The 17,100-nt window shown below is 61.8% G+C and carries 16 protein-coding genes; 9 read left to right on the top strand and 7 right to left on the bottom strand.

Annotated features, from left to right (window positions below; genetic code table 11):
- Positions 1–164: 164 nt before the first annotated feature.
- Positions 165–3,821: an EAL domain-containing protein gene (locus C8C89_RS24485; protein WP_133993685.1), complete on the top strand. Its 3,657-nt coding sequence runs from the start codon at positions 165–167 to the stop codon at positions 3,819–3,821.
- Positions 3,822–4,020: 199 nt separating this feature from the next.
- Here the strand turns inward: C8C89_RS24485 and xth are convergent, their stop codons facing one another.
- Positions 4,021–4,785 (bottom strand): exodeoxyribonuclease III, encoded by a 765-nt coding sequence (gene xth, locus C8C89_RS24480; protein WP_133993683.1) that lies wholly within the window; start codon positions 4,783–4,785, stop codon positions 4,021–4,023.
- A 570-nt stretch (positions 4,786–5,355) separates the two neighbouring features.
- On the opposite strand from xth, the gene C8C89_RS24475 reads away from it, so the two are divergent.
- From C8C89_RS24475 to C8C89_RS24460, 4 genes are read left to right on the top strand one after another with little or no spacing between them, the layout of a single operon-like run.
- The gene (locus C8C89_RS24475; protein ID WP_096234395.1) at positions 5,356–5,727 is read left to right on the top strand and encodes a hypothetical protein; all 372 of its coding nucleotides are present in this window, start codon (positions 5,356–5,358) and stop codon (positions 5,725–5,727) included.
- A 10-nt stretch (positions 5,728–5,737) separates the two neighbouring features.
- Positions 5,738–5,926, top strand: a complete 189-nt coding sequence (locus C8C89_RS24470; RefSeq protein WP_071078859.1) for a DUF1653 domain-containing protein — start codon at positions 5,738–5,740, stop codon at positions 5,924–5,926.
- Positions 5,927–5,959: 33 nt separating this feature from the next.
- Positions 5,960–6,430, top strand: a complete 471-nt coding sequence (locus C8C89_RS24465) for a CreA family protein (protein ID WP_101480214.1) — start codon at positions 5,960–5,962, stop codon at positions 6,428–6,430.
- An 11-nt stretch (positions 6,431–6,441) separates the two neighbouring features.
- Complete coding sequence (locus C8C89_RS24460) at positions 6,442–6,981, top strand: hypothetical protein (RefSeq protein ID WP_243858392.1); 540 nt, start codon at positions 6,442–6,444, stop codon at positions 6,979–6,981.
- 189 nt (positions 6,982–7,170) lie between these two features.
- On the opposite strand, the gene C8C89_RS24455 is transcribed toward C8C89_RS24460, so the two are convergent.
- Entirely contained in the window at positions 7,171–8,664 is a 1,494-nt protein-coding gene (locus C8C89_RS24455; RefSeq protein WP_133993681.1) for a leucyl aminopeptidase, read from the bottom strand.
- Positions 8,665–8,731: 67 nt separating this feature from the next.
- On the opposite strand from C8C89_RS24455, the gene lptF reads away from it, so the two are divergent.
- Genes lptF through C8C89_RS24435 form a run of 4 tightly spaced genes read left to right on the top strand, consistent with a single transcriptional unit; the run spans position 8,732 to position 12,439 of the window.
- Complete coding sequence (gene lptF, locus C8C89_RS24450) at positions 8,732–9,877, top strand: LPS export ABC transporter permease LptF (RefSeq protein ID WP_133993679.1); 1,146 nt, start codon at positions 8,732–8,734, stop codon at positions 9,875–9,877.
- The gene (gene lptG, locus C8C89_RS24445) at positions 9,874–11,043 is read left to right on the top strand and encodes an LPS export ABC transporter permease LptG (RefSeq protein WP_133993678.1); all 1,170 of its coding nucleotides are present in this window, start codon (positions 9,874–9,876) and stop codon (positions 11,041–11,043) included. The genes lptF and lptG overlap by 4 nt, the downstream gene beginning before the upstream one ends.
- Positions 11,043–11,450, top strand: a complete 408-nt coding sequence (locus C8C89_RS24440) for a CbiX/SirB N-terminal domain-containing protein (protein ID WP_101480218.1) — start codon at positions 11,043–11,045, stop codon at positions 11,448–11,450. Before lptG ends, C8C89_RS24440 begins: the two co-directional genes overlap by 1 nt.
- A complete protein-coding gene (locus tag C8C89_RS24435; RefSeq protein WP_243858389.1) occupies positions 11,447–12,439 on the top strand; it encodes a Stealth CR1 domain-containing protein in 993 nt (330 codons plus the stop codon). Before C8C89_RS24440 ends, C8C89_RS24435 begins: the two co-directional genes overlap by 4 nt.
- On the opposite strand, the gene C8C89_RS24430 is transcribed toward C8C89_RS24435, so the two are convergent.
- The 5 genes from C8C89_RS24430 to C8C89_RS24410 all read right to left on the bottom strand — a co-directional run bounded on the left by C8C89_RS24430 (position 12,436) and on the right by C8C89_RS24410 (position 17,096).
- Positions 12,436–13,083 carry a hypothetical protein gene (locus tag C8C89_RS24430; protein ID WP_133993676.1) on the bottom strand — a complete coding sequence of 216 codons (648 nt, stop codon included), beginning with the start codon at positions 13,081–13,083 and terminating at the stop codon, positions 12,436–12,438. The genes C8C89_RS24435 and C8C89_RS24430 overlap by 4 nt on opposite strands.
- A gap of 246 nt (positions 13,084–13,329) precedes the next feature.
- Complete coding sequence (gene cobA, locus C8C89_RS24425) at positions 13,330–14,094, bottom strand: uroporphyrinogen-III C-methyltransferase (protein WP_133993674.1); 765 nt, start codon at positions 14,092–14,094, stop codon at positions 13,330–13,332.
- Positions 14,095–14,108: 14 nt separating this feature from the next.
- On the bottom strand, positions 14,109–15,428 hold the full coding sequence (locus C8C89_RS24420; RefSeq protein ID WP_101480221.1) for a GTP-binding protein: 1,320 nt from the start codon (positions 15,426–15,428) through the stop codon (positions 14,109–14,111).
- Positions 15,428–16,339 (bottom strand): sulfate adenylyltransferase subunit CysD, encoded by a 912-nt coding sequence (gene cysD, locus C8C89_RS24415; protein ID WP_133993663.1) that lies wholly within the window; start codon positions 16,337–16,339, stop codon positions 15,428–15,430. The genes C8C89_RS24420 and cysD overlap by 1 nt, the downstream gene beginning before the upstream one ends.
- 40 nt (positions 16,340–16,379) lie before the next feature.
- A complete protein-coding gene (locus tag C8C89_RS24410; RefSeq protein ID WP_101480223.1) occupies positions 16,380–17,096 on the bottom strand; it encodes a phosphoadenylyl-sulfate reductase in 717 nt (238 codons plus the stop codon).
- Between the last annotated feature and the right edge of the window lie 4 nt (positions 17,097–17,100).

Raw genomic sequence — 17,100 nt, 5'->3', positions numbered from 1 at the left:
TGCAACGGGCGTGTTGCAAGTGGTCTGTGGCGTTTCAGATATTGCCAATAAGGAATATGAAAAAACCGCCGGAAACTGGTTTATGATCTAACAGCACCATGATGCTTGGAAGATTGTTTTACCCAGGCGTATGTTCACTTTGCCTTTAACCATCCATGGCGTCCATGAACCGAGTGCCGACCAGTCCCGATTTCATCGCCGATGCCTTGCAACTCATCGCCTTGCCCGCCTGCGCCTGCGATGCCTGCGGCATGGTGGTCGCGGTGAATGGCGCCTTGAATGCCTTGCTGGGCAAGGATGTGTCGGGCCGGCTGCTGGCCGACTGTTTTACGGACGCCTACCGCGCGTCGAGCACCAGCATGCTGCGTGGCGCGCTGGGTGCGGCCGGGCGCGAGCGTCACTGGGACAGCAGCCTGGAGGGAATGGGTGCCGCCATCGCCGTGCAGGTATGGGCCAAGCCGTTGCCGGTGGGCGATGGCTTGCCGGGCGCGACTCTGGTGTTTGCCGACATCAGCGTGCAGCAGCGTGACCAGCAAGCCTTGCGCAAGACCTTGCTGGAGCAACAGGCAATCCTGGAAAGCGCGGCCGTCGGCATCGTGTTTTCCAGGGGCGGCTTCATCGAGGAGTGCAATATCCGCGCCGCCGAGATGCTCGGCTATGCGCGCCACCAGTTGACGGGCATGCCGGGCGCGGTGCTGTACCGCTCCGCCGAGCATTGCCGCATCCTGGGGCTGGAAGCGGCGCCGCTGCTCTCCAAGGGCAAGCCCTACCGCACGGAACTGGAATTGCGGCGCCAGGATGGCTCGCTGTTCTGGAGCCGTCTGCACGGGCGCGCCGTCGATCCCTTGAATACGCATGACGGTACCGTATGGATTATCGAGGACATCAGCGACCATCGGCGTGATGAAGACCAGTTGCGCCGCGCCATGCTGGAAATGCAGGCCGTGATGGATAACGCGCCGCTGGCCATCGGTTTTCAGCGCGAGAAAGGCGTGCTGCGCTACAACCGGCGCTTTGCCGAATGCTTCGGCTTTGATGGCGACAGCGGCGTGGGCCTGGCCGTCGCCGACCTTTACCCGTCGCGCGCGGCTTACGAGAACGTGGTGCGGCAAGCGTCGCCCCTGCTGCGGCGCGGCCAGCCGTTCCAGGGCGAGATGGAAATGCGCCGCCGCGACGGCTCCACATTCTGGGCGCTGGCGTATGGCTATGTACTGAACCCCGAGAGCCAGACCGACCGCGGCTTGCGCGACACGATCTGGCTGTTCGACGACCGCAGTGCGCAGAAGGCTGCCGAGGAGGCCACGCGCCAGCTGATGCTGGAGCAGCAGGCCATCCTCGACAATGCCTCCGTCGGCATCCTGTTTTCGCGTTCGCGCCTGGTCCTGCGCTGCAATCCCCGCTTCGCCGAAATGTTCGGCTACGCGCAGGAGGAGATGACGGGCTTGCCCGCTGCCGCGCTGTTTCCCTCGCCTGCCGCCTACGAGGAGTTTGGCGCGCAAGCCACGCCGCTGCTGGGGCAGGGCTTGCCGTACGAACGGGATGAAGCGCTGTTCCGCCGCCGCGATGGCAAGCTGTTCTGGTGCCGCATCCGCGCCAAGGCCGTCGACCAGGCGCACAGCGAGAAGGGCACGATCTGGATACTCGAAGACGTCACGGACAGCCGCCAGGCGCAGATGGAGGTGGCGGCCATCATGACGAATGCCTCGGTGAGCATCCTGTATACCAAGAACCGCCTGATCACGCGCTACAACCTGGGCTTTGCCGCGATGTTCGGCTACAGCGGCGACGAGGCGCTGGGTTTGCCCGGACGCGCGCTGTACGTGTCGCAGCAGTCCTACGACTTGCTGGGCGCGGCGGCCTTTCCCTTCCTGTCGGTGGCCAAGCCGTTCCAGACGGAAGTGGAAATGATACGCCGCGACGGCAGCACCTTGTGGGCGCAGCTGATCGCCTACGTCGTCAATCCGGACGATCCCGCCGCCGGCACCATCTGGATCATCGAGGACCGCACGGAAGCCAAGCGCGCCGAAGAATCCTTGCGCAATGCGCTGCTGGAAAACCAGGCCATCCTCGACAGCGCCGTGCTGGGCATCTCGGTGGTGGAGGGCGGCTACAATTTGCGCGCCAACAGCAAGATGGAAGAGCTTTTCGGCTATGGTCCCGGCGAGATCAACGGCCTGTCGGTGCAGGCCCTGTATCCGGACGTGGCCGCGTGGAAGACGGCACGCGGCGAGACGGCGCGCGACTTTGCGGCTGGCAGGGTGCACATGTCGGAATACCAGCTGGTGCGCAAGGATGGAAGCCGTTTCTGGGCGCGGCTGTCCGGCCGGCCGTTTGACCTGGCGCATGCGCACGGTCGCTCGGTGTGGCTGGTCGACGATGTGACGGCGCGCCGCGAGGCGGCCGAGGCGGTGCGCCACGCGCGCGACGAACTGGAGCTGCGCGTGCACGAACGCACGGCCGAACTGGCCGGCGCCAATTTGCTGCTGCAGGGCGAGATCGTCGAGCGGCGCCAGGCCGAGGCGCGCGTGCATCACATGGCCTACCACGACAACCTGACGGGTTTACCGAACCGCGCGCTGTTGTCGGACCGCCTGGAGCGGGCCATGCTGGCCTCGCAGCGCTCCGGGCGCAAGCTGGCCGTGATGTTCATCGACCTGGACCGCTTCAAGACCATCAACGATTCGCTGGGCCACATGACGGGCGATTTGCTCCTCAAGGAAGTGGCTGCCCGGCTGTGCCGCGCGGTGCGCGCCAGCGATACGGTGGCGCGTTTGGGCGGCGACGAATTCGTCGTGCTGGCGCCTGGCATCCGCGACAACGACGAGGCGGCGCGCGTGGCCGAGAAGATCATCGAGGCGCTGACGCCCGCTTTTCCGCTCGACGGCCATGTGCTGCATGTGACGCCGTCGATTGGCATCTGCTTGTATCCGGACGATGGCGGCGATGTCGACGCCCTGATGCGCCATGCCGATGCTGCCATGTACCACGCCAAGGGCAATGGCCGCAATAATTACCAGTTCTTCACGCAGACGATGAACCAGGCGGCGGCCCTGCACTTCGACCTGGAAAGCAGCTTGCGCACGGCGCTGGCACTGCAGCAGTTCGAACTGTTTTACCAGCCCATTATCGATATCGCCACGCGCCGCCTGCATGGTATGGAAGTACTGCTGCGCTGGCGCCGTCCCGGTCATGGCCTGGTGCTGCCTGACCGCTTCATTCCCATCATGGAGGAAAACGGTTTGATCGTGCCGGTGGGCGAATGGGTCATGCGCCAGGCATGCGAGCAAAGCATGGCCTGGCAGCGCCAAGGCTTGCAGCCCGTACCCCTGGCGGTAAACCTGTCGCCGCGCCAGTTCATGCACAAGGGCCTGGTGGCGGCCATCGGCGCCGTGGTGCGGGAAACGGGCATCGATCCGGCGCTGCTGGAATTCGAGATCACCGAGACGGCGCTGATGCAGCACGGCGAGCATACCCTGGAGATTTTACGGCAGATCAATGGCATGGGCCTGCGCCTGTCGATCGACGATTTCGGCACCGGCTATTCCAGCCTGGCCTACCTGAAGCGCTTCCCCGTGAAAAAGGTCAAGATCGACCGTGCCTTCATCAAGGACCTGGAACACAGCGCGGAAGACCGCGCCATCGTGGCGGCCATCATCGCGCTGGCCGACAGCCTGCAATTGTCGACCGTGGCCGAGGGCGTGGAGACGGAAGAGCAGTTCGCCCTGCTGCAGGCGAACGGCTGCCGCTATGCGCAGGGCTATCTGTTTTCTGCGCCGGTACCGGCAGTCAATGCGCAGGTACTATTGGAACGCGGAACATAAGCTGCTGCGCGTCGGTATAGGTAGCCTGCGATGCTCACCGTGCTCGAGCACGGCTGCACCTCTCGGCCACCTCTCCCTTCCGCTCGCGACGCTTCTGTCAGGCGTTCTTGAATGATTAGTCGATGGTGGCGATGACGGGCGCATGGTCGGACGGCTGTTCCCATTTGCGTTGGTCCACCTTCGATGATGCCCGCCTCGCTTAATCGATGGTGGCCACAACCGGTGCATGGTCGGACGGCTGTTCCCACTTGCGGGGCACGCGGTCGATCACGCAGGCGGTACAGCGGCCCGCCAGGGCTGGCGAGAGCAGGATATGGTCGATGCGCAAGCCCTTGTTCAGGCGAAAACCCAGTTGGCGGTAATCCCACCAGCTGAACGTTTTTTCCGCCTGCTCGAACAGGCGGAAGGCGTCCGTCAGGCCGATGTCGAACAGGCGCTGCAGGGCGGCGCGTTCCTTGTCCGAGACCAGCACCTGGCCGGCCCAGGCGACGGGGTCGTGCACGTCGCGGTCATCGGGTGCGATATTGTAGTCGCCCACGACGGCCAGCTGCGGGTGCTGCAGCGCTTCTTCGGCCAGCCAGTCGTGCAGGGCGGACAGCCAGCCCAGCTTGTACTCGTATTTGTCCGAATCGACGCTCTGGCCGTTCGGCACATAGGCGCAGACGACGCGCACGCCACCGATAGTCGCGGCCAGGATGCGCTGCTGCGCATCTTCATAGAGGGGATTGTTCTTCACCACGTCGGTGATAGGCAACTTCGACAGGATGGCCACGCCGTTGTAGGTTTTCTGGCCGCTGAAGACCACCTGGTAACCGGCCGCCTCGATCTCGGCGACGGGGAACTTGTCATCCGTGAGCTTGGTCTCTTGCAAGCAGAGTATGTCGACCGGGTTGTCTGTCAGCCACTGCAGCACTTGCGGCAGGCGCACTTTGAGCGAGTTGACGTTCCAGGTGGCGAGTTTCATGGGAAAAATCCTTGCTTGAATAGGTATCGATAAGCGCGAATCTTACCGCATGCGTGTCGACGGTGTGCTGCTCCCCGCTTGTCGCACAAGCACTTTGTTTTCCCATAGGGAAAAGGAGTGTTAATAAAGTATTTACATTTAGTCAATCGTGACGCATGAATATTATGTTTATGTGTATGATTCATCAACCATCAGGTTTGATTTGGCATAAGTGGCTGGCGTGGCAGGCTACGTCTCGCCGTGTAACGCGATAAAGGTGTAAAGTTTCTCGCTAAAACGCGATAAAAACTACTAAAATGGCACAATGTAACAGCTGTGTCACACGGCTTAGTTACAGCCAAGTTGAGAACCGAACAGGAAGCAGTTGTAATTAGTTGTAATTGCTATTCCGATTACATGACCACTATGCCGGGGCGGAGCCTAGCTTCCGTTTCTGGCGCCGCCAGACTTGTTATATAAATTGCAGTACTATATCTATGAGACTGTTTTGCGACATCAATAGATGGTACTATTTTGAAATGTTGCAGTTTTAATAGTGAGACTTGCGCGTAGCATTTGCAAAGGAAGAAAATGCGAACTGCATTTGAAGCGTGGGCGCAGCGTGACGGCCACATTGTGCGGCGAAGAGAAGACAAACCGGATGAGTACCTGATTTTCGAGACCCAGCGCCGCTGGGTTATCTGGCAGGCAGCTCTGACGCATGGCAAGACGGCGGCCAAGCCGCGCGTGAGCGCGGCCGAAAAGGCGGCGAAAGCCCAGCGCGCGCTGGAAATGTCGTCCGATGAAGCGACCGTGCGCAACAAGGTGCTCAATGAAGTGCTCGACGCCTTTAGCGGCGCCGATGGCGCTGCCGGCATGGAAGGCATACTGAAAGTGATCCAGGGCCTGAAGATGAAGCAGAAGGCACTGGCCGACGACAAGAGCGAAGATTCAACGGCTTGAGGGGACGGCGATGCGTTATCGGCACTACAAGGGCGGCATTTATGAACTGGTGTGCGAAGCCACGCTGGAAGCGGATCTGACGCCGATGATCGTGTATCGCGCTGCGGACGGTTCCATCTGGACCCGGCCGAAGGACGTGTTCTTTCAGCTGATTGAAGTCGACGGCGTCATGGTCCAGCGTTTCGCTCCCATCAACTGATGGCCGCCTGCGTGCGTGCCCGGGATTATCTACATGTATAAATTGCTGTCAGCCGCTTTGGTGCTGGGTGTTGCCTGCACCGCGGCGCAGGCCGAAACCATCGGTTCGGTCGACACGGTGTTCAAACTGATCGGTCCTGACCACAAGATTGTCGTCGAAGCGTATGACGATCCGCGCGTCGCTGGGGTCAGCTGCTATCTGTCGCGCGCCAAGACGGGCGGCATCAAGGGCGCCGTCGGCCTGGCCGAAGACAAGGCCGATGCGGCCGTGGCTTGCCGCCAGGTGGGGCCGCTGCAATTCAAGGGCAAGCTGCCGCGCCAGGAAGAAGTGTTTACCGAGCGTGCCTCGATCTTCTTCAAGCATGTGCGCGTGGTGCGCATGGTCGACAGCAAGCGCAATGCGCTGGTCTATCTCGTGTATTCCGACCGCCTGATCGAGGGCAGTCCGAAAAATAGCGTCACCGCCGTCGCCGTACCCGGCGACCAGCCGATTCCCGTCCGTTAAGCGAGCCAGCCATGCGTGTCCCATCGTCTGCCGTCCTTGCCGCCGGGACGCTGCTACTGCTTGGCCTGGCCGGCTGCGCCACGTTGACCGGCAACACAGAGCAGATGGTGCTGGTGCAAACTATCCAGGACAACCGTGAGCTGAATGGTGCCGGTTGCATCCTCAGCAACGACGTGGGCAAGTGGTTCGTCACCACGCCCGGGCGCATTACCATTCGCAAGAGCCAGGAGCCTTTGAAAGTCGACTGCCGCAAGCACGGCTCGCCCGCCATCGCCACGGACGACCATATCGATCCCAAGCTCAATGGCAGCGTATGGGGCAATGTCATCCTGACCCTGGGCGTCGGCTATTTCGTCGACCGCAACACGGGTGCGGGCTTTGACTACCCATCCATTTTGACTATTGTCATGCAGGACCCCGCGCGCCTGGCGCCGCCACCCGCGCCCCTTGGCGTGAACCCGTCCGCTCCTTCGCCAGCGGCCGCCGTGCCGGAAGCCGTGGTGCAGCCGAAGGTGGCGCCATCACCTTTGCCCAATTCCGTCGTCTACTAACTAATACGCCAAGCATGAAAAAAGCCGCCAGGTCAGTGACCGTGGCGGCTATCTTTTTACGTAACGACGCCTGACAAAACCTTAGCGAGCGGGAGTTGGTGGTGGCCGAGAAGCGCAGCTGTACTTTATGTACAGCGAGCGATGCCGGCCGCCAATAGCCCTGCGCAGCAGGTTTGGTCTGGCGTTCTCTTATACGCGGTTGATCAGGAACGTTGTCAATAATGGCACTGGACGACCGGTCGCGCCCTTCGAGCCGCCCGATTTCCATGCCGTGCCGGCGATGTCCAGATGCGCCCAGGTGTACTTCTTGGTGAAGTTTTCCAGGAACGCCGCTGCCGTCACCGAGCCGCCGCCTGGCGTGCCGATGTTGGCCAGGTCGGCGAAGTTCGATTTCAGCTGCTCGTTGTACGCCTCTTCGATCGGCATGCGCCATGCCGTATCGCTGGACTGTTTGCCCGCTGCCAGCAGTTCATTGGCCAGCTGGTCATGCGCCGCATCGCTGCGCGTAAACAGGCCGCTGTTATGGTGGCCCAGGGCGACGACGCAAGCGCCCGTCAGGGTGGCGATATCGACCACGGCTGCCGGCTTGAAGCGTTCGGCGTAGGTCAGCGCGTCGCACAGCACCAGACGGCCTTCGGCGTCGGTGTTCAGTACTTCGATGGTCAGACCGTTCATCGAGGTGACGATGTCGCCCGGCTTGGTGGCGCGGCCCGACGGCATGTTTTCGCACGCGGCGATGACGCCGATGACGTTCAGCTTCAGATTCATTTCGCCGATGGCGCGGAAGGTGCCCAGTACCGAGGCTGCACCGCACATGTCGTACTTCATTTCATCCATGCCAGGACCAGCCTTGATCGAAATGCCGCCCGTGTCGAAGGTGATGCCTTTGCCGACCAGGACCACTGGCGCATCCTTGGCCTTGCCGCCCATGTGCTTCAGGACGATGAATTTCGGCGGCTGTTCGCTGCCGTTGGTGACGGACAGGAAGCTGCCCATTTTCAGCGCTTCGAGCTGTTTGCGGTCCAGGACTTCGACTTCGAACTTGTATTCCTTGGCCAGCTGTTTGGCCGTGTTGGCCAGGTAGGTCGGATTGGCGATGTTCGCCGGCAGGTCGCCCAGCTTGCGCGTCAGGTCGGAGCCGTTGGCGATGGCGATGGCTTGCGCCAGCGCGCCGCGGGTGGCCGCCGTTGCGGGTGCCGCCAGGACGATCTTGCGCACGCCTGCTGGCGCCGGATCTTTTTTACTTTTTTGCGAGTCGCAACGGTATTCGCTGTCGTGGGCGGCTTGCACCACGCAACGGATTGCCCAATTTACGTCGCGCTCTTTCACTTCCGTCAGCGGTAATGCGATAATGGCGTCCGCAGCGCCCAGCGAGCCGAAAGCCTTGAGGGCCGCTTGTACACCGGTAGCGAAGCTTTTTTCGCTGACAGTTTCATCGCTGCCCATGCCTACCAGCAGAACACGTTCGGCGGCGACGCCATCGACTGCGCGCAGCAGCAAGGTGCTGCCTGGCTTGCCGCTGATGTCGCCGGACTTCAGCGCAGCCGAAATCGCACCCTTGCTGTCCAGCGATTTTGCCGCTGGCGACAGTTTTTTGTTTTCGAATACCGCAACCGCGATGCATCCGCTTTTGGCCGTGCCGAGGGTGCTCTTGGTATCGAATGCTTTTATGCTAAAGTCCATTTGGTTCTCCGTTTTCATTTACTAGTAACGTGTTACTCAACTAACTGACCCGAATTATAAACTCCGAATGATCTTTCAACGCGCCCTTCGACGTGAATTGGCTAGTGCCGCCGGGGCCACCTTCACTGTTTTGTTCAGCATCCTGCTCACCTGGATGCTGATCGGTATTCTCGGCAAGGCGGCGGGCGGCAAGATCGCGTCGGCCGACGTCATGTCGCTGATGGTCTTTTCCGCCCTGATGCAGCTGCCCACCATCATTATCCTTACCGGTTTCATTTCGGTGCTGATGGTCGTCACGCGCAGCTACAAGGAGTCGGAGATGGTGGTGTGGTTCGCTTCCGGCATGAGCCTGTCGCGCTGGATCTGGCCGGTCCTGAGCTTCGGCCTGCCGCTGGTGCTGGCCACCGGCATCCTTAGCCTGTACGCCACGCCGTGGGCGCAAAAGAAAAGCGATGAATACGTGGCGCGCTTTGAAAAGCGCGAAGACCTGCAGAAAGTCACGCCGGGCCAGTTCCGCGAATCGGCCGGTAGCAACCGCATCTTCTTCGTCGAGGGTGTCAGCGGCGAGAAGAACGTGGTGCAGAACGTCTTCGTCAATACCGTCGATGAGAAGGGGAGCGCCGTCGTTGTCGTCGCCAGGGAAGGCGTGATCAATACCGACGCCAAGGGCGAACGCTTCCTGGTGCTCAAGAGCGGCCGGCGCTATCAGGGCGTGCCGACGCAGGCGGACTTCCAGACCATGGAATTCGAGCAGTACATCATGCGCATCGAGAGCAAGCAGCAGGAACTGGGCGCGGAACTGGGCGTGCGCGCCATGAGCACCATGGCGCTCGTCGCCGATCCGAATCCCTACACCATGGCCGAATTGCTGTGGCGCGTCAGTGCGCCCCTGATCGGGCTGATGCTGATCCTGCTGGCCATTCCGCTGGGCTTCGTCAATCCGCGTGCCGGCAGTTCGGCCAACCTGATCGTGGCCCTGCTGATTTTCTTTACGTACAGCAACCTTATCAAGGTCGCCGAAGCGAGCGTGAAGCAGGGGCGCCTGACATTCGGCCTGGCCTGGTGGCCGCTGCATCTGCTGGCGGCACTGGCAGTCGTGGCGCTGTTTGCGTGGCGCCTGAATGTGAATCACCGCTACCATCCGCTGGTTCTGCTGGCGTCCTTCAAGCGCGCGCGCCGCGCCGGCAATATAAGTAAAGCGGCATCGAAATGAAGATTTTACAGCGCTATTTTGCAGTCTCGATATTCCAGGCGGTGCTGTTCGTGCTGCTTGCCTTCCTGGCACTGCAGGCTTTCATCGACCTGACTGGCGAGCTGCCCAAGGTGGGCCGCAACGGCTACACCATCCAGTATGCCTTCCTGTATGTGCTGGTGCTGGTGCCGGGGCACGTGTACGAGGTGATGCCGATTGCGGCACTGATCGGCACGATCTACACGATGGCGCAGTTTGCGGCCAGTTCCGAATTTACCATCATGCGCGCCTCGAGCATGTCGACGGCGATGGCGGCCGGTTTCCTGTTCCGCATCGGTATCGTCTTCGTGGTCATTACCTTCATCTTCGGTGAGGTGATTACGCCGCGCACCGAGCCGCTGGCCGAACGCCTCAAGCTGACTTCGCGCGGCGCGGCCGTGTCGAGCGAATTTCGCTCCGGCCTGTGGACGAAGGACATGGTCAAGAGCGACGGCCTGACCGGCACCGTCACCGGTTCGCGCTTTTTCAATGTGGGCGAAGCGCGTCCGGACGGCCAGCTGAAAAACGTCAAACTGTATGAATTTGACACCGATATGCGTTTGCGCACCCTGACCGTGGCCAAGGGCGCGACGTATCAGGGTAATAACACCTGGCGCCTGACCGAAGTGACGGAAACGTCGTTCTCGAACAGCGCGGCAACTTCGCCCGGCTTCGAGCCGAAGCTGGCGAACTACTTTGGGCAGGAAACGAGCCTGGTGCGCACGGTGCAAAGCGCCAGCAAGGACATGGTGTCGGAAGTGACGCCGAAGATATTGACGGTATCGGCTTCCGATCCCGAACGCATGTCGGCCAGCGAACTGGCCGTGTACACGCGCCACCTGGCCGAGAACAAGCAGGAAACCGAGCGTTTCCGCATCGCCTTCTGGAAAAAGCTGATCGATCCGCTGGCCATCTTCGTGCTGATGGCGCTGGCGCTGCCGTTCGCCTACATGCACACCCGCAGCGGCGGCATCAGCCTGAAGATATTCATCGGCATCATGATCGGCGTGAGCTTCATGCTGGTTAATACGCTCTTTTCGCATCTTGGGCTGCTCAGCACCTGGCCAGCCTTCCTGACGGCGGTGGCGCCGAGCACCCTGTATCTGCTGCTGGCGCTGGGCGCCCTGTGGTGGGTGGAACGGCACTGATGGAGACGAACGTGCAACAGACACTAATCTTGTTTGCCCATGGCGCGCGCGCCGCATCGTGGGCCGCGCCCTTCGAGCGCCTGCGTGATCTTACCCAGGCGCGCATGCCCGGCACCAGCGTGCACCTGGCCTTCCTGGAGCTGATGACACCGCGCCTGCCCGAGCTGGTAGCGACCCTGCTGGCCGAGCTGCCCGCCGGCGCCATCCTGGACGTCACGGTGGTGCCGGTGTTCCTGGGGCAGGGCGGGCATGTCCTGCGCGACTTGCCGCTCTTGCTGGAAGAGCTGCGCCAGCAGCATCCGCAATTGCGCCTGAAGGTAGTCGAGGCGGTTGGCGAGAACGCCAGCGTGCTCGCTGCCATCGCCGATTACTGCGTGGCGGCGCCAGGTTCCAGCCCGCTTCCTTGAGCGCGGCCAGCGCGATGCCAGCGGCGCCCATAGACATCGTCTACCTGTGGGTCGACGGTGCCGATCCCGCCTGGCGCACGCGCCGGCAGCAGGCGTACGCCGCTTGGGCGCAGGCGCATCCAGGGCAGCTGGCCCTGCACGGCAACGTGGCGGGGCGTTACCGTGACAACGGCGAACTGCGCTACAACCTGCGCGCGCTCGAGCGTTTCTTCCCCGGCCACGGCCATGTCTATCTGCTGACGGACCGCCAGGTGCCCGCCTGGCTGCGCGCCTCACCGCGCCTGACGGTGATAGATCATGCCAGCCTGATGCCCGGGGCATCGCTGCCCGTGTTCGATTCCGGCCATATCGAATCGTATCTGCACCATATTCCTGGCCTGTCCGAGCGTTTCCTGTATTTGAATGACGACGTATTTTTTGGTGCGCCGTTCGAGCCCGCATTCTGGTTTGGCGGGGAAGGCGACCGGCGTTTGAGCGTGTTTACGGAGAGCGCGCTACACGATGAGGTGCAGGGCTTGCGCGCCGACGTGGCGGCGCCCGTCAATTGCGCCGCCTTGTCGCGGCAATGGCTGTCGGCGCAGTATGCCGATTACTTGCATGAACCACGTCTGTATGCGCACGCGCCGCGCCCCATGCTGAAAAGTGCGCTGCATGCCTTGGAAGGGCTGGCGCCGGCCATGTTTGCCGGCGTGCGCGCGACAGTGTTTCGCTCCTGGCAGGTGCCGGCATTGCTGCCCGACCTGGTGCCGCGCTGGATGGTGCATCAGGGACTGGCGCGGTCGCACATGCTCGACCCGCTGCATATCGCCAGCGGCGATGTGGAAGCGCCGCAGCAGCTGGCGCAGCTGCTGGCACAGTTCGGCAGCTTGCCGTTTTTCTGTATCAACGATACCTGCGACGAGGCCGAGGATGACGACCCGCGCCTGCTGCGCGTGGCCGCTACCTTGCAGCGGCTGCTGCCGCTGCCATCTTCATTTGAATCGGGTTAGCGTTTGCCCTTCGGCGCCAGGCTGATGCGGGCGGCGGCCATGCTGTCGGACAGCGACGCGAGGAACAGCAGCAAATAAGCGCCCAGTTCCAGCACTTCTTCTCCCAGCAGCGCGTAAGCGTCCGGCATGCCGTGAAATACTTTCTTGTCGAAAGGCCAGCCAGCGATCATCAGCAAGCCGCCGATGGCCGTCAGGATGGTGATGCGCATGCTGAAAATCTGTGGCGCAAGGGCGAAGACCTTGCGCGCACGCGGCGCGAAAAAGATCAGCAGGCGTATCAGGATCAGCAACTCCACCACGCGCAGGGCTTTTTCAGCCTGGGCCCAGGCGGGCGCCGTGCCGAACTGGTCGATATCGAGTTCGCGCAGCAGGAAGCCGAACAGCAGAGCCGACAAGCCGGCGTGCATGAGGAAACGCAGGGACTGGCGGTCGGTTTCCTTCCAGGCGCGCACGCCGTGCACGGTGCAAGCCAGGGCCAGGAACAGCGCCTGCAGCCATTCCAGCAAATGGTTTTCGTCGTCGATATTCGGAAACACCGTCCACAGGGCGATGGAGGCGAGCATGCTTGACAGCACAGCGCTGGCGACGCCGACATTGCTGCGGCTGAGCGAAGTCAGGGCTTCGCGCATGGAATTGAAATTCATGTGTGATCGTAAGGCTAAAGTTGCGCGGCGCGATATTGCAGCCTGCGGGCGCAGCTTTTTTCGGGGAGATTGCCAGTGCTTCCCGTCAGCCGGGAGACCGCATGGCAAGCGCTATGGTGGGGCGAAGCGTGAGTTTATTGCTATCACGCAACAACTTCTCGAGAAAAGATGCGTGAGCATCGTATCATGTTTCCTCTGAAGACGTCGGTTACTGACTTTAAAGTCGGTAAAATACGGTGTGTTTATTCAAGCATGACGCGCCAGAATGGCAGCCGTCTCTTCGATCGCCTGGTGCGCGCGGGCGGCCATGGCGTCGCCCAGCATCACCAGCACGGGGCCGTGGGTGTCGCCCAGGCCATGCGCCAGCGCGCCCAGCGGCATGCGTACGATGCGCTGGTCCGGACGGCTGCAGTTTTCAATCACTACCACCGGCGTGTCGGCACGGCGGCCCTGGGCCATCAGGCGCTGCGCCGTGGCGATGGCTTCGCGGCCACCCATGTATTGCACCAGGGTATCGCAGTCTGGGATGCGCGTCTGGTCCGGTTCGCCCGGCGCCGTGCTAGACGTGAAAAAGGCCACGCTGCGCGAGACGCCGCGCTTGGTCAGCGGTTGCTGGGTGGCGGCGGCTGCCGCCAGTGCCGTGGTAATGCCGGGTACTACTTCGACGGCGATGCCCGCTTCTTCCAGCGCGCGCAATTCCTCGTCGGCACGGCCGAACAGCATGGGGTCGCCCCCTTTCAGTCGCACCACGATGGCGTGCTTGCGCGCATTGTCGACCAATTGCTTGTTGATGAAAGCTTGCGCCGTCGACAACTGGCCGCAGCGCTTGCCGACAAGAATCTTTTGCGCCTGGGGGCACAGCTCCAGCATCTCTGCGGTGACCAGCGCGTCGTGCAGCACGACGTCCGCCTGCGCCAGCAGGCGCGCACCACGCAAGGTCATCAGGTCTTGCGCGCCGGGGCCGGCGCCGATCAGGTAGACCTTGCCAGGGAGAGATGTGGAGTTGTTCATGGTGTTTGCCTTCCTCAGCCGAGACGGATCATGCCCGCCGCGACGGTCTGGTGGGTCACTTCATCGATCAGGATAAACGCCCCCGTGGCGCGGATATCGGCATACGCGTCGGCTGCCAGCGCCTGCTGCACGTTCAGGCTGATGCGCGCAATATCGTTCAGCTTCAAGCCTTCGGCTGGATGGCGCTGCTGCGTATTGATATCGAGAATCGATTCAATCGCCGTCACTTTCGCCGCCGTCTGCTTGGTGCCGTGCTTGATCCAGTACTTGCGGCGCAGGTCCAGCGCGTCCTCCGACAGCCAGCACACGTCGGCCACTACCTGTTTGAGCAGGGTGGCGGGGCGCTCGCTGCTGGCCAGCAAGTCGCCGCGCGAGATATCCAGGTATTCATTGAGCAGCAAGGTCACGGACTGACCCACCACGGCCGTTTGCAGCGAACCGTCCAGGGTGACGATATCTTTTACTGTTGCCGTCTGGCCTGACGGCTGTACCACCAGGGTGTCGCCGATGCTGACCTTGCCCGCTTCGATGCGGCCCATGTAGCCGCGGAAGTCGTTCGCTTCGTGGCCATTGTGGCGCGCCACCAGCTGCACCGGAAAGCGGAATGGCGTGTCGTGCGATTCGTCGTAGACGGACAAGGACTCAAGCAGTTCGATCAGGGTCGGGCCCGTGTACCAGCCCAGCTTGTCACCGCGCTCGACGACATTGTCGCCGGTCAAGGCCGACAGGGGAATCGGCGTGATGTCCTTCAAGCCCAGTGACTGGGCGAATTCCCGGTAGGCGGCGACGATGCGGTTATATACCGTCTCATCGTAGTCGACCAAGTCCATCTTGTTGACGGCGACGACTACGTGCTCGATCTGCAGCAAGTGGGCAATCGTCGAATGGCGCTTGGTCTGGATCAACAATTCCACGCTGCCATCGTCACCGAGTTTGACTTTCGACACGTCGATCAAAATGATGACGGCGTCGGCCGTCGAGGCGCCCGTGACCATGTTGCGCGTGTATTGCTCGTGGCCAGGCGTGTCGGCGATGATGAATTTGCGTTTCGGTGTGGCAAAGTAACGGTAGGCCACGTCGATGGTGATGCCTTGTTCGCGTTCCGCTTCCAGGCCGTCCGTCAGCAGCGACAGGTCGACCGCGTCGCCCACCGTACGCTTGTGCTTGGAGCGCGACATGGCGTCGAGCTGGTCGGCGAAGATGCCCTTGCTGTCGAACAGCAAACGGCCAATCAAGGTACTCTTGCCGTCATCGACGGAACCGGCCGTGATAAAACGCAACATACCGCGCTCCAGGCTGTCGGTTGGAATGGTGTTCTGGATTGCTGCGTTCATTAGAAATACCCTGCTTTCTTGCGTTTTTCCATCGAGGCTTCGGAAGTCTGGTCATCCATGCGGGTGGCGCCACGTTCCGTGATTTGCGTGATTGCCGTCTCGGCGATGATGGCGTCGACCGTCGCCGCATCGGACGACACGGGGCAGGTGCACGAGATATCACCTACCGTGCGGAAGCGCACGACTTGCGTTTCCACCGTTTCGCCCTCGCGCGGCGGCGTCAAATCCGTCAGCGGCACCAGCAAGCCGTTGCGCGGGATCACCTGGCGCTCGTGCGCGAAGTAGATCGGCGGCAATTCCAATTTTTCACGGGCGATGTATTGCCACACGTCCAGTTCGGTCCAGTTCGAGATGGGGAAGACGCGCATGTTCTCGCCTGGATGTACCCGGGTGTTATACAGGTCCCACAGTTCGGGACGCTGGGCTTTCGGGTCCCAGGCGCCGAATTCGTCGCGGAAGGAAAAGATGCGCTCCTTGGCGCGGGCCTTTTCTTCATCGCGGCGGGCGCCGCCGATGCAGGCGTCAAATTTATGTTCGGCGATGGTTTCCAGCAAGGTCACGGCTTGCGCCGCATTGCGCGAGTCCGTGGCCGGGTTGCGCAGGCGCACGGTGCCGCGCTGGATAGAGTCTTCCACGGAGCCGACGATCAGGCGCTCGCCCAGCTCGGCCACTTTCTTGTCACGGAAGGTGATGACTTCCGGGAAGTTGTGGCCCGTGTCGATATGCACGAGGGGAAAGGGGAACTTGCCTGGGCGGAAGGCTTTTTCGGCCAAACGCAGCAGGACGACGGAATCCTTGCCGCCGGAAAACAGCAGCGCGGGATTGGCCGATTCGGCCGCCACTTCGCGCATGATGTGGATGGCTTCCGATTCAAGGCTGTCGAGGTGACGCTGGTTCAAAATATTGCTCATATGGGGTGCTTTCTTGTTCTGCTGAGTCTATTGTGTCTGGTCAGGCTGCCACGGATTTGATGCGTATCAATTTGCCGTCCACCATGTGCAGGCCGCATTCCTTGGAATCGGGGTTTTCCCACCACCAGCGTCCGGCGCGCACATCTTCGCCCGGCTGGACTGCCCGCGTGCACGGTTCGCAGCCGATGGACGGGTAGCCCTGGTCGTGCAAAGCGTTGTAGGGCACGTCGTTGGCGCGGATATAGTCCCATACATCCTGCTCGGACCAGTCGGCCAGTGGATTGAATTTCGTCATCGCGTGTGCCGCGTCGTCTTCCTGCACGTGCAGTTCGGCGCGCGTGGTGGACTGGGCGCGGCGCTGGCCCGTGATCCAGGCCTTGTTGCCGGCCAGGGCGCGACCCAATGGCTCGACCTTGCGGATGCGGCAGCACTCTCGGCGCATCTCGACGCTGTTGTAAAACGCGTTCAGACCATTCTGTTCCACGTAGGCAGCCACCGCTTCCGGCTGCGGGCGGTACAAGGTGATGTCGTGGTCGTAGCGGGCCTTGACCTTGTCGAGCACGGCCAGGGTTTCCTGGTGCAGCCGGCCTGTTTCCAGAGAAAAGATGCCGATGGGCAGCTTCGCCTTGAGAATCATGTCGGTCAGCACCATGTCTTCGGCTGCCAGGCTGGACGCGAACACGGCCGGCGAAAAGTCCGCGGCGATGCGTGTCAGCGTTTGCTCGGTGGCGTCAATTAAAGTAGTCAAATTGCTCATGACG

It is taken from the genome of Janthinobacterium sp. 75, from assembly GCF_004365495.1.
Lineage (GTDB): Bacteria > Pseudomonadota > Gammaproteobacteria > Burkholderiales > Burkholderiaceae_D > Janthinobacterium.
Note: the sequence above shows the minus strand (reverse complement) of the source record. Positions and strands in the feature narration are given on the sequence as shown.